The following is a 13055-nucleotide window of genomic DNA, read 5'->3' on the forward strand; positions in this document are numbered from 1 at the left end:
GTCGGCGGTCCGGTGGACGCGCGTCGGACCCGTTCGAGTTTGACCCTTCAGCCCGACCGTCGGGTGAGCGGTTCGCCCGCCCCAACCCACACCCTGGTTCGTGTTACGGGTCTTCGCGGGGGTCGGGCGGGCTTTCGGCGCGGCCACCGGACCGACAGGAGGCGGCGACGCCGGTGGCGGTGGTGGCCACGGCATGGGCACCATGGGTACGTCGTCAGGGCAACGCCAGCGCAGTCCGCAGCGGCAGTAGCGCCACAGCCGACGCCAGTCCCGGTGATGCGGCGTCCGGTGGCGCACGAGCACCCGCAGTAGCTCGAACGGCGGAAACTGCGTCGAGGTCGCCGACAACCTGCCCGGTCGAGTACTGGTCCGGGACAGCAAGGACCGCGACGGCGGCACCCTCACCTTCGGTCCGACCGCCTGGCACGTGTTCATCTCCGAAGTAGCCCGACGGCCGTAGTTCAGCGCCGTGACCTCCGCTAACCGCCGAAGGCACGAAAATGACTGACGTGATCGGGCCCCCGGTAGCGCACAAGCCGCAGCAGAGGCGGAGCGCTTGGCACAGATTCGTCACAGAGACCAGACGGCAACGATAGACCGAGCACTCGTCAGCTTTGTTGCATGAACGGAAATGCCTGATGGTTGGGCTCGTGGCAGCGCCGGCCCAAGAAGTTCCACCACCCCGGGCGCCGAACGGAAGCGGCTCCCCATCAACCTATCGGTTATAGAGAACACCGATAACGCCAACGCGGCGTGCTACATCGCCGTTAGCGAACCTCAGATGCTTGCCGGCACACAGCAACCAGCCAATCTGTCCCGGCAAACGGTTCGGTCCGCACATCCTTCCGGGCGCCGGACAAGGTCGGCTGGCGCATCCGGCGAGCCCTTGCATCCCTTCCCCGTCGCAACCGAGTGCAGTACGGTCACAACAGTCCGTGACTATGCGCTAGGCATGTGGCCGACTGCACTTGCCGGGATCGCGCGCCCCCGAGGCACGGCGAGTGGGAGGGACATCTTGAGCACGAACGACGTGATCTTGTTGCAGTCAACCCTGGATAAGGATCGTCAGCGGTCAGCGCCGAGCATGTCTCCAGAGCGGCACCACACTTTCTTCGTCACAAAGCACTATCTACGCCAGCAGTTCAGCCCAGGGCATGACGATCTCCTCACTGGCATCGTAGATGGCGAGAAGGACTGTGGCATTGACGCCATGTACTTGTTCGCTAATTCAATGTGCCTGCGGGATGATACGCCGCTGAATGCTCTTGGCAGACGAGCGAAACTTGACTTAGTCATCTTCCAGGTCAAGAACACCGGCGGGTTTAGTGAGCCACCGATCGACAAGATGCTCATAAACCTCCCGAGGCTCCTCGACTTCGGCCGCGACGAGGAGAACCTTACACAGTTCGCGAACCCGCATTTGATCGAGGTATCTCGACGTTTCTTGAACACATATAAAAGGCTCGAACTGCCCCGACCTGAGCGTTACCGTTGTTTTCGCCTCGATGCGGGCACAACACGTACACCCAGGAATAGAGCGAAAAGGAGGAGAACTGGAAGCCTGCCTACGGAGTCTCTTCGGCGGATGCGAACCCAGCGTCTCTTACATTGGGGCAGCAGATATAGGCAACCTGGCACGCCAGCCACTCAACACGACTCGGAAGTTGCATCTTGCGGAGAATCCACTCTCTACCGACATCGCCGGCGGCTATGTGGCGGTCGTTCGTCTAGCGGAGTACGAAAAGTTCATCACCGGCCGCCATGGCGAACTCGATTCAACGCTATTCGAAGCAAACGTGAGAGACTATGAGGGCGAGACAATCGTCAACAAGAGCATCCAAGAAACTCTGGAGTCGACCGACACCAGCGAAGATTTTTGGTGGCTGAACAATGGGGTGACCATCGTCGCGTCCAGGGTACAGCCAGCCAACAAGGTGTTGGAACTGGAGTCGCCACAGATAGTCAACGGGCTACAAACATCAACTGAAATATACAAACGACGTACGGTCCCTTATCAAAGTGATCGCAGAAGCATACTAGTAAAGATTATCGAAGCGAACGATAACGCCGCCCGCGAACGTATCATCCGCGCAACCAACAGTCAGACAGCATTCGGACCAAGCACATTGCGTGCGACCGACAGAGTTCAACGCCTGATCGAGGAATACCTCGACACGCAAGGACTTTACTACGAGCGCCGCCGACGTTATTACTTCAACCTCGGCAAGCCGGTGGAACGTATTGTCTCTATCGATCAAATGGGACAGGCCGTACTAAGCGTGCTCGCGCAGATGCCACACATAGCTCGCTCAAGCCCAAGCAAGATCTTCGATCAGGGGATCTACGAACTCGTCTTCCGACCCGACCATGAGCTTGCCACTTATTACGCCTGTATCAAAATTCTGCGCGCCGCGGGGGACTTCCTCGTGGTTGACGGAGGCGTCGGTGTAGTTGAGGATTTCCAATATCACCTCGCCATGCTGCTGGGCATAGCACTCACCGGCCACGAGCAACCGGGAACGAAAGATGTCGCACGCCTGGCCGACGAGGACTTCACGACCAGTACAGCCCGCGAACTCTTAAAACTCATTCAAGAGGAGTACGCGAAGGCTAATCGTTCAAAAAAGATCTTGATGCTCGATGGTCTGGCCAAGGATGCGTTGATGACAGAACGCATCCTTCAGCGTGGACATGACTATCTCAGAGGCACTTCTCCTCAAATTCCATCGAGTCAACGGGGCCGTCAGATCAAGCGCTCTGTCGGCCGCCGAGCCTCCAGCAACCCCCGACGGTAGGACCAGGCCTATCCGCTGCGCCCTTCTGAAGGTTTCAGCGGGGTGTGCGGGTGGTTGAGGCCGACTGCTGGGCGGCCTCGGCCTGGGCGGTCGCGGTCTCCTGCAACGCCTGGTGCTCGGCCGCCAGCGCCGCGTCCGCGTCGACGATGTGCCGGACGGCGGCGTTGACGTCGTCGGTGACGATGATCAGCTCCAGGTCGGCCAGGCCGATCTTGCCGTCGGCAGCAAGCGTGTTCCGCAGCCAGTCGAGCAACCCCTGCCAGTACGCCGTACCCATCAGCACGACCGGGAACCGGGTCACCTTGCCGGTCTGCACCAGCGTCAACGCCTCGAACAGTTCGTCCAGGGTGCCGAACCCGCCCGGCAGCACCACGAACGCCTGGGCGTACTTGACGAACATCGTTTTGCGGGCGAAGAAGTAACGGAAGTCGATCGCCATGTCGACCCAGTCGTTGATGCCCTGCTCGAACGGCAACTCGATGCCGAGCCCGACCGACAGTCCACCCGCCTCGGTGGCGCCCCGGTTGGCGGCCTCCATCACGCCGGGACCACCACCGGTGATCACCGCGTACCCGGCGGCGGCGAGCGCGGCGCCCAGTTCCTCGGCCAACTCGCACTCGGGGCTCTCCGGCTTGCTCCGGGCAGAACCGAAGACGCTGACCGCCGGGGGCAGGTCGGCGAGGGTGTCGAAGCCCTCGACGAACTCCGACAGGATCCGCAGGGCCCGCCAGGCGTCCTTGGTCTTCCAGTCTCCCCGGGTCCGGGAGTCGAGCAGCCGCTGGTCCGCCGTACTCAACGGGATGGACTCGCGGCGCAGGGTGACCGCGCCACGGTGCCGTTCCGGCCCCGGACCCCGGCCGCCGTTGCGGCCCTCGCTGTGGTTCATGACGTCCACCGTAATCCGGCGGGCGACAACAGGGGTGACGTCACCCGGTCCGTCACAAGACAAACATCCAGCGCAGGCGCAACCAAACAGGGCTCTGCGGCGTCTTACCAATCACAAGGGGGAACGCGTGGCGCCCACACCACCGCCGCGCACCTTCGGGGGGCAATTGTGATGACCAACGGCGAGATTGTCCGGCTCCGCCGACAGATGCAGCGCCGGATCCGGGCCGTGGTGGCCGAGCGCCGGATGGCGCGGCACGTCACGCCGGCCGGTGCCGACGACGGGGACCATGGGCCGGAGACGGCGGAGTCCCGGACACCGCAGCACATCAACGGGTGATCGGCGGCCGGCGGAGGGGGTCCGCCGGCCGTACGGTCCGGTGCCGGCTGGCGGCAAAGGGGCCACCGCCGGCCGGCGCCGTTCCAAGCCGTGCCGAGGAGTCAGTGGCGCCGTACCAATGGCACGGTACGACGTGCGGGTCAGTGTGACGCGAGCCAGCGGTGCAGGGTGGCCGCGCCGTCGCGGATCTTGCCGATCTCCACGTGCTCCTCGGGATGGTGCGCGAAGTTCGGGTCACCCGGCCCGAAGTTGAGCGCCGGGATGCCGAGCGCGGCGAACCGGGCGACGTCGGTCCAGCCCAGCTTGCCCACCGGAGCCTCGCCGACGGCCGCCAGGAACTCCTGGGCGGGTGCGGCGGTCAGTCCGGGCAGCGCGCCCGCCGCCGAGTCGGTCACCCGCACCTGGAAGCCGTCGAACACCTCGCGTACGTGTGCCTCCGCCTCCTCGGCCGTCCGGTCCGGCGCGAACCGGTAGTTGACCTCCATCTCGCAGAGGTCCGGTACCACGTTGCCGGCGACCCCGCCGTTGATCCGGACCGCGTTCATCCCCTCGCGGTACACGCAGCCGTCGATGGTGACCATCCGGGCCTGGTAGCCGGCCAACCGCTCGATCGCGGGACCGATCCCGTGGATGGCGTTGCGGCCGTTCCAGGACCGGGCCGAGTGCGCACGCCGACCGGTCGCGGTCACGATCGCCCGCATGGTGCCCTGGCAGCCCGCCTCGACCACCCCGTGGGTGGGCTCCAGCAGCACCGCGAAGTCCGCCAACAGCCATTCCGGATGGGCCGCTGCGACCAGGGTCAGCCCGTTGTAGCGGGACTCGATCTCCTCGGCCTCGTAGAAGAAGTACGTCACGTCGTACCGGGGGTTCGGCACGCTCACCGCGAGATGCAGGGCGTACGCCACCCCGGACTTCATGTCGGAGGTGCCGCAGCCGTAGATCAGGTCGCCCTGCACCGTGGACGGGAAGTTGTTGTTCAGCGGCACGGTGTCCAGGTGCCCCGCCAGCACCACCCGTTGGGCCCGTCCCAACTCCGTACGGGCCATCACCGTGTTGCCGTGCCGCGCGACCGTCAGGTGTGGGACGGCCCGCAGCACCTCCTCGACGCAGTCCGCGATTTCCTTCTCGTTGAGCGAGACGGATTCGATGTCGACCAGAGCGCGGGTCAACGCGACCGGATCGGCCAACACCTCGGGGGTGAGCGGGTTCTCCATGGTGGGAGACGGTACCGTCAAGACCGTATCGGCGGGACGCGTCACATGCTCAGGAATGACGTTCCACACTCATGACCGAGGGTGTCCCACACGAATGACTGAGAGGTAAAGCCCGGTGACGACCGCACAACCCGCCTGGGGCATCGGAGTGGCCACCTTCGCCGGGGATCAGGTGCTCGACACCTGGTATCCGACCGGCAAGCTCGGCCTGGGCTCGTCGCCACTGGTGGCCGGCGAGGACGGCGACGTACTCGACCTGCCGCCGGGCGCGATCGGCGAGCGCGCCCTGCCGGGACTGCGTACCGCCGTGGTGGTCACCGAGATCGGCTCGCTGGCGGACCCGATCAAGGACGCCTCCGACGCGTACCTCCGGCTGCACCTGCTCTCCCACCGGCTGGTCCGGCCCAACGAGCTGAACCTCGACGGCATCTTCGGGGTACTGGCCAACGTGGCCTGGACCTCGGCCGGGCCGTGCCCGCCCGAGCGGGTGGACGAGCTGCGGGTGGTCGAGCGGGCCGCCGGCCGGCACCTGGCGGTCTACGGCGTCGACAAGTTCCCCCGGATGACCGACTACGTCGTCCCGTCCGGCGTACGCATCGCCGACGCCGACCGGGTACGCCTCGGCGCGCACCTGGCCAGCGGCACCACCGTGATGCACGAGGGCTTCTGCAACTTCAACGCCGGCACCCTCGGCGCCTCGATGGTCGAGGGCCGGATCGTGGCCGGCGTGGTCGTCGGCGACGGTTCGGACGTCGGCGCCGGGGCCTCGATCATGGGCACGCTCTCCGGCGGCGGCAAGGAGAAGGTCCGGATCGGCGAGCGCAGCCTGCTCGGCGCCAACGCCGGCATCGGGATCTCGCTCGGCGACGACTGTGTGGTGGAGGCCGGCTGCTACATCACGGCCGGCTCGAAGATCAGTCTGCCGGACGGCCGGGTGGTCAAGGCCCGGGAGCTGTCCGGGGTCAACGGGCTGCTGTTCTGGCGCAACTCGGTGACCGGCGCGCTGGAGGCCCGGCCCCGTACCGGAAGCGGCATCGAACTGAACGCCGCGCTGCACGCCAACGACTGAGCGACCGCGACCGGGACCGGGAGGCGGCTGACGATGGCTTCCGGGTCGGAGCCACGAACGTCCGGATCCGGATCGGCGCCGTCCGGGGCGGACGTGCCGGCCGCCCACCCGAATCCGCGCTCGGCGCGGGAGCGGATGCTGGCCGGGGAGTGGTACCAGGCCGACGATCCGGAACTCGTCGCCCTGGCCCGCCGCGCCGCCGTACTCGTGCAGCGGTACAACACGACCGACGCGGACCGGCCGGAGCAGCACGCCGCGCTGCTCCGGGAACTCTGCGGCGAGGTCGGCGCCGACGTGGTCGTCCGGCCACCGTTCTACTGCGACTACGGCTCCCAGATCCGGATCGGGGACCGGACGTACCTCAACTTCAACGCCGTACTGCTGGACGTCACCGCCATCGAGATCGGGGCCGACGTGCAGATCGGCCCGAACGTGCAACTGCTGACCCCGCACCATCCGCTCGACCCGGAGCAGCGGCGGGCCAGGTGGGAGGCGGCCCGGCCGATCACCATCGGCGACAACGTCTGGCTCGGTGGCGGGGTGATCGTCCTCGGTGGCGTCACCATCGGCCCGGACACCGTGGTCGGGGCCGGCAGCGTGGTCACCAAGGATCTCCCGGCCGGCGTCGTCGCCGTGGGGAACCCCGCCCGGGTGAGGTAAGGAAGGGCCCCTTCTTATCGCTTTCTGTATAGGAAGGGCCCCCTGTTAACCACCCCGCCCTCATCGGGGGGCGGGTTGGGGCGGAGGGTCGCCCTGTAGCCAGCGCAGGGCGTCGGGGTCGCGCAGCGGCCGGGAGAACAGGTAGCCCTGCCCGGACGAGCAACCCATGTCCAGCAGGATGGTCCGGACCGCCTCGGTCTCGACCCCCTCGGCGATGATGTCCAGCCCGAGGGTGCCGGCCAGCCGGATGATTCCCTCGACCAGCAGCCGCTGGCGCCGCGACGAGGCGACCGTCTCGGTGAACGACCGATCGATCTTGAGTACGTCGGCGGGCATCTGCTGGAGGTAGCTCAGCGAGGAGAACCCGGTGCCGAAGTCGTCGATGGCGACCCGCAGGCCGTGGGCACGCAGCTCGGACAGCTCACTCCAGACCGGCTCCTCGTCCCGGAGCAGCAGGCTCTCGGTGATCTCCAGCATCACCCGGTTCGGCGGTACGTCGGCGGCGGCCAGCGCCGCGCGTACCGTCGCCACGAACCCGGGGGTACGCAGTTGCCGGGCGGAGACGTTGATGCTCACGTACGGCGTACCGCCCTCGCCCCGGTCCGCGTGCCAGCGCGCCGCCGCGTCGACCGCCTGGCGCAGCACCCAGTCGCCGATCGGCTCGATCAGCCCGGTTTCCTCGGCCAGTCCGATGAACTGCTCCGGCGGCACCGGGCCCCGGGCCGGATGGTGCCACCGGGCCAGCGCCTCGAAGCCGACCGCCACTCCCGTACGCATGTCGACGATCGGCTGGTACTCCACGGAGAAACTGAGCTTCTCCACCGCCTCGGTCAACGCGGCCCGCAACTCCAGCCGCTCCACGATCGCGGTGTGCAGCTCGGTCTGATAGCGGCACCAGCGCCCCTTGCCTGCCCCCTTGGCGACATAGAGTGCAAGGTCGGCACGTTGCAGCAGCTCCCCGGCGTCACTGGCGTCGTCGGTGGTGGCCACGCCGACGCTGACCGAGCCGTTCACCACGGTGTCGCCGACCTCGAGCGGTTCGGCGAGCGCCCGGACCAGGTGGTCGGCGATCTGCTCGACCTGCTCCGGGCCCTCCGCGTCCCGAACCAGTACGGCGAACTCGTCGCCGCCGAGGCGGGCCACCAGGTCGTTCGCGCCGACGATCTCGCGTAGCCGCTGGCCAGCAGCGACCAGCAGCGCGTCGCCGATGGCGTGCCCGTGGGTGTCGTTCACCGCGGTGAACTCGTCGAGGTCGATGGAGAGGGCACCGACGGTACGGTCGCCGTCCCGGGCCTTCTCCACCGCCTCGTAGACCTGGTCCTGATAGGACGCCCGGTTGGCGAGCCCGGTCAGGGTGTCGTGCACCGCCCGGTGGGTCAGTTCCTGCTCCAGCCGGACCCGCTCGGTGACGTCCCGCATGGTCAGCACGAAGCCGCGTACGGCCCGGTCCCGGCGCAGGTCCCGGCAGGTCACCTCGAGCTGTACCCGCTGTCCGTCGGCCCGCCGGACGCTGAGGTCGACCCCGTCGACGCGCCGTTCCGATTCGGCGCGTACCGGGTCCAGTAGGGCGCTGACCAGGAGCTGGTCGTCGGCGTGCAGCACGGCGGCCAGGTCGGTGCAGTCCACCGGCTCCACCCCCAGCACGCCCAGCACCGACGGGCTCGCGTACCGGATCTGGTGGTCGTCGTCGACGATCAGGATGACGTCGGCGGCGTTCTGCACAAGGCTGCGGAAGTACGCCTCGCTGTCCCGACGGTTGATCTCCTGGGCCAGGCTGATCCGTTCCAACGCCATCGCCGCCTGCGCCGCCAACACCTCCAGCGAGTCCCGCAGCGTCGGCAACAGTCGGCTGTCGGCGGCCACCAGCAGTGCGCCGACCCGGGGTGCGCCGCTGGCCCGCCCGTCGCCGACCAGTGGGCAGAGGGCGACGGTCTCGAAACCCCGGAGCTGCTCGGCCAGCGCCGGCTGCAGCGTCCGGACCCGCAGCAGCCGGCTACGCCGGGCTGCCGCGCTGGTCGGGGCCGGGTAGAAGGCGGACGGCGCGGCCACCCCGGGTCCCCAGATGCTCATCGCGGCCGCCGGCACCCCGTCGGTGTGGTTGATCGAGAACACGATCCGGTGCCCGGTCTGCCGTGGCACCAGCCGCGCCACCGCGGTACGCACCGCCCGGCGGACCTCCGCCGTGTCGGTGGCGGCCACCAACTCGGCGCCGGCCTGGCGCAGGCCCCGCTCCCGGGCGACCGCCTGCCGGTGCCCGTCCACCGCGTCGCCCAGCCGGCTCAGCACCAGCGCGAAGACCACGCCGCCGACCACGGCGATCACCGCGCCGTCCTTTACCTCACCGTTGACCACCTGGAGCAGCAGCACCGCCGGGGCGAGGGTCGCGGCCAGGCCCAGCAGCACCAGCCGGGTCTTGTCGATCTCGGAGTCCTGCGGCGCGGCCGGCTCGGTCAGCCTCGCCATCGACGGGTGCAGCGCGGCAGCTCCCCAACTGGCGTAGAAGAGCAGCCAGCCCAGCTCGGTCGGGCCACCCGGCTCCCAACCCCCGGCCAGCAGCGCGGCGCCGTAGACGAGGTCGGCCACCAGCATGCCGACCGCGCCGGTGACCAGCAGCATCGCGGCGACACTGCGCTGCGAGGTGATCGCCAGCCGTACGGTGGTGGCCAGCAGGAGCCCGTCCACCAGGGCGTACGCGGCCAGCGCCGACTGCTCGAAGGTGCTCGGCCCGACGCCGAGCAGGTACGGATGGATGACCAGCACCCAGAGCAGGAACGCACCGGCGGTGGTGAAGATCAGGAAGTCGAGCAGGCCGGAGCGGTCCCGAGCGCCGGTGGTGGACCTGGTCAGGCCGAGCAGCCCGGCGCCGATCAGCGGCAGCATCACCAGGTAGAAGACGTCCGAGACGACCGCCGACGTGGACTTGGAATCGCCGAGCGGCAGGTTCGCGGCGAGCAGGTAGACGGTGTCGCCGACCGTGAAGGCCGCGAGGGCCGCGCCGAGCAGCCACCAGGAGTACGCCCGGTTCGGCCGGTACCGGCGTACCCCGACCGCGACGGCGGCGACGCTCGTCAGCCCCACCGCGCCGGTCAGCACCGTACGGAACGCCGGCAGGCCGAAGAAGCCGACCACCAGTACACCGATCCCCCCGGCGTACCAGGTCAACGCTTTCCGAGCTGACACGGCTCTCCTGCTGATCGTCGGGACGGCGGCGCAACGCGATCGAAACAGCTTCGCCGATGGGTCTACCAGTCCTCGATGCGCTTCGCTATCACCCCGCCGGGTACTGGTGTCGACCGATAGGCAGGGTCCACTCCGGTACCAGCGGCTTCACCACGGAATCGACGCCTGTCAGGACGGAATGGACGGTGCCATCCGGACGACGAGATCGGCGCGGCCGACCGTCTCGGCGATCAGTTCGGCGTTGCGTTGGTCCGTACCCCGGGCCCGGGCCGCCGCCTCGGCCGGTTCCCGACCGAAGGCGATATGCCGGTCGGTCAACCGGCGCAGCCGTTCGGTCTCGTCGAGATCGAGGTACCACACCTCGTCGAGCAGCTCGCGTACCTCGCCCCAGGGCTCGCCCGGAACCAGCAGGTAGTTGCCCTCCACCACCACCAGCGGAACCGACGGCGGCACCGGAATCGCCCCGGCGATCGGCTCCTCCAGCTCGCGACGGAACTCCGGCGCGTACACGGTGCCGGGCCCGGCCGCCCGCAGCCGGCGCAGCAGGGCGACGAACCCGGCACCGTCGAAGGTGTCGAGGGCGCCCTTGCGGGCGTGCCGGCCGAGCCGGTGCAACTCGTTCTCGGCCAGGTGGAAGCCGTCCATCGGCACCAGCTCGGCCAGCTCGCCGAGCGCCGCCACGATCAGTCCGGCCAGGGTCGACTTGCCCGCCCCGGGCGCGCCGGTGATGCCCAGCAGCCGGCGGGGAGCGGCCGAGGCCAGCGCGTGGGCCCGGGCCACCAGTTCGTCCAGCGGCGGAGGATCGGATGCGGGGATCATCCGGGAACTATCTCACCGGCGCCGGCCCGGCAGGCGACGGCGTGAGCCGGGAAGGACGGACGCGACGACGGCCGGCAGCGGCACCTTGGCGCCGTGCTCGGATCCGCGTGGTTCAGCTCGGATCGGTGGGTGGACCGTCCAACCGGGGCGCAGTGATCGCGAACCGGGCCTCGACGGTGGCCTGCACGGTCTGGAGCTGCGGATCGAGTTCGAGTTCCGGCACCCCGCCGCCGGCCTTGGCGGTCATCCCGAAGGCGGCCCGGGTCATCATCATCGGCCGGTCCGCCGCGCCGCTGTCGGAAAGTTGCAGCAGGGCGGTCACCTCGGCGCCGAGCGCGTCGGCGTACTCCCGGGCTCGGGCGATCGCCTCCGCGACGGCGGCCCGCCGGGCTTCCCGGTGCACCGGGCTGCCCGGCCGCAGTTCCCACCACGGACCGGCGACGGTGGTCTGGTCCTGGTCGGCGAGCCGGAGCATCAACTCGCCGAGCACTCCGAAGTCGGTCACCGTCACGGTGGTGGTGGCGCTACCGGCGTACGCCGAGACCCGCTCGCCGGAGCGCTTCAGCTCGGGGCGTATCCACAGCTGACCGGTCTCGCGGCGGTCGATGGCGTCGCCGTAGCCGTCGATCAGTGCCCGTACCGCGTCGGAGCGTTCGGCGAGCCGGGCCAGTGCCGCCGGGCGGCTCTTGTCCCGGGCCGAGACCGTGACCGCGAACCGGGCGATCTCCGGGGAGACCTCCCGGACCGCGTCGCCGCGCACCACGACAGTGGGTTGATCCGTCATCCACCCACCCTAGTTCGGCGGGCCGGTCCGTGCCGACGTCGCTGTTCCCGGTTGTCCGACGTCGCTGTTCCCGGTTGTGCGACGTCGCTGTTCCCGGTTGTGCGACGTCGCTGTTCCCGGTTGTGCCGAGGGTCCGTTCACCCGGTCGGGCATGTGTCCACGAATCGGGTGCGGGCCGCCCTCGATCTCACTAGCGTCCCGTCATGAACAAGCCGGGCAGCCGTGTCCAGCGGCAACACGTCGCGGCTGGGTCGCCTCCGCAACTGACACCCCGCCATGACTGCCCAGGGAGCCAGCATGTCCAACCACTTCAGTGCCGACAACCTCAAGTTTCCCGGCGACGACCGTCGCCTCGAACTCACCGACCTGTACGTGTTCCCCTCGTCGGAGAACCCCGACAAGACGGTGCTGATCATCGACGCCAACCCGACCGTCGCCCCGCCCCCGATACCGCCGGCCACCACCGGTCCGGAGTTCTACCCCGGCGCGGTCTACCGGATCAACATCGACACCGATGGCGACGCGCAGGCCGACGTCGCGTTCACGTTCACGTTCTCCGAGTACGACAACGGCAGCCAGACCGGAACCGCCTGGTACGCCACCGGCCCCGAGGCCCGTCAGCCCGAGCCGGCCGGCCGGGTGTTCGCCGAGTCCATCCCGGTCAGCTTCGACGGCACGGTCGATCCGATCCTGGTCGACGAACCAGGGCAGATCCGGCTGTTCGTCGGGCTGCGCAGCGACCCGTTCTTCGCCGACGTCGAGGGCGCCCTGCACGGCATGAAATGGACCGGGCACGACGACTTCGCCGGCAACAACGTCGACTCCATCGCGCTGGAGGTGCCCACCGAACTGCTCGGCCCCGGCCCGGTGATCGGAGTGTGGGCCTCGATCAGCCGGCGCCGGGACGGCGTACTGGAGCAGTTGGACCGGGGCGGGAACCCGACCATCAACCCGTTCATCAACCCCGACGGCGAGAAGAACCTGTACAACTCCCGGCAGCCCGCCGACGACGTGGCCAACTACCTGGGCCCGTGGTCTCAATTGCTGGAAAAGGGCGGCTACCCACCGAAGGAGGCCAAGGAGACCGCCATGCAGGTTCTACCCGACCTCCTCCGCTACGACCGCACCAAACCGGTCGCCTATCCCAACGGCCGCAAGCTCGTCGACGACGTCTTCAGCTACCGCTTCGCGTGGCTGACCTACGGCAAGCTTCCCCCGACCGGCCTTGAGCCGCACGCCGACCTGATGCCGCACTTTCCCTACCTCGGCCCACCCAACCCCAACCCCTGACCCGCACCGGTCGCGATGA

Annotated in this window: 10 protein-coding genes and 1 pseudogene; 6 read left to right on the forward strand and 5 right to left on the reverse strand. The window is 68.4% G+C overall.

Going from position 1 to position 13055, the window contains the following annotated elements:
* Window positions 1-280 precede the first annotated feature (280 nt).
* A pseudogene (locus ACFP2T_RS01300) lies at window positions 281-460 on the forward strand (DUF397 domain-containing protein); the annotation flags it as partial.
* A gap of 1045 nt (window positions 461-1505) precedes the next feature.
* The gene (locus ACFP2T_RS01305; protein WP_377416347.1) at window positions 1506-2795 is read left to right on the forward strand and encodes an AIPR family protein; all 1290 of its coding nucleotides are present in this window, start codon (window positions 1506-1508) and stop codon (window positions 2793-2795) included.
* Between the two features lie 34 nt (window positions 2796-2829).
* Here the strand turns inward: ACFP2T_RS01305 and ACFP2T_RS01310 are convergent, their stop codons facing one another.
* Entirely contained in the window at window positions 2830-3681 is an 852-nt protein-coding gene (locus ACFP2T_RS01310) for an LOG family protein (protein ID WP_377416349.1), read from the reverse strand.
* A gap of 171 nt (window positions 3682-3852) precedes the next feature.
* Here ACFP2T_RS01310 and ACFP2T_RS01315 point away from each other — a divergent pair, with 171 nt between their 5' ends.
* Complete coding sequence (locus ACFP2T_RS01315) at window positions 3853-4020, forward strand: hypothetical protein (RefSeq protein WP_377416351.1); 168 nt, start codon at window positions 3853-3855, stop codon at window positions 4018-4020.
* Between the two features lie 140 nt (window positions 4021-4160).
* Here ACFP2T_RS01315 and dapE read toward each other — a convergent pair whose 3' ends face one another.
* Complete coding sequence (dapE, locus tag ACFP2T_RS01320) at window positions 4161-5234, reverse strand: succinyl-diaminopimelate desuccinylase (RefSeq protein WP_377416353.1); 1074 nt, start codon at window positions 5232-5234, stop codon at window positions 4161-4163.
* Window positions 5235-5349: 115 nt separating this feature from the next.
* Between dapE and dapD the strand changes: the two genes are divergently transcribed.
* Window positions 5350-6303, forward strand: a complete 954-nt coding sequence (dapD, locus tag ACFP2T_RS01325) for a 2,3,4,5-tetrahydropyridine-2,6-dicarboxylate N-succinyltransferase (protein WP_377416355.1) — start codon at window positions 5350-5352, stop codon at window positions 6301-6303.
* A gap of 33 nt (window positions 6304-6336) precedes the next feature.
* Window positions 6337-6963 carry a sugar O-acetyltransferase gene (locus ACFP2T_RS01330; protein ID WP_465264254.1) on the forward strand — a complete coding sequence of 209 codons (627 nt, stop codon included), beginning with the start codon at window positions 6337-6339 and terminating at the stop codon, window positions 6961-6963.
* A gap of 60 nt (window positions 6964-7023) precedes the next feature.
* On the opposite strand, the gene ACFP2T_RS01335 is transcribed toward ACFP2T_RS01330, so the two are convergent.
* The 3 genes from ACFP2T_RS01335 to ACFP2T_RS01345 all read right to left on the reverse strand — a co-directional run bounded on the left by ACFP2T_RS01335 (window position 7024) and on the right by ACFP2T_RS01345 (window position 11746).
* Window positions 7024-10143, reverse strand: coding sequence for a putative bifunctional diguanylate cyclase/phosphodiesterase (locus tag ACFP2T_RS01335; RefSeq protein ID WP_377416357.1), 3120 nt, complete (start codon window positions 10141-10143; stop codon window positions 7024-7026).
* A gap of 168 nt (window positions 10144-10311) precedes the next feature.
* A complete protein-coding gene (locus ACFP2T_RS01340) occupies window positions 10312-10962 on the reverse strand; it encodes a nucleoside/nucleotide kinase family protein (RefSeq protein WP_377416359.1) in 651 nt (216 codons plus the stop codon).
* 112 nt (window positions 10963-11074) lie between these two features.
* Window positions 11075-11746, reverse strand: a complete 672-nt coding sequence (locus ACFP2T_RS01345) for an SIMPL domain-containing protein (RefSeq protein WP_377416361.1) — start codon at window positions 11744-11746, stop codon at window positions 11075-11077.
* Between the two features lie 297 nt (window positions 11747-12043).
* On the opposite strand from ACFP2T_RS01345, the gene ACFP2T_RS01350 reads away from it, so the two are divergent.
* Window positions 12044-13036 (forward strand): DUF4331 family protein, encoded by a 993-nt coding sequence (locus ACFP2T_RS01350; RefSeq protein WP_377416363.1) that lies wholly within the window; start codon window positions 12044-12046, stop codon window positions 13034-13036.
* Window positions 13037-13055 lie beyond the last annotated feature (19 nt).

It is taken from the genome of Plantactinospora solaniradicis (genome assembly GCF_042658085.1).
GTDB classification, from domain to species: domain Bacteria; phylum Actinomycetota; class Actinomycetes; order Mycobacteriales; family Micromonosporaceae; genus Plantactinospora; species Plantactinospora solaniradicis.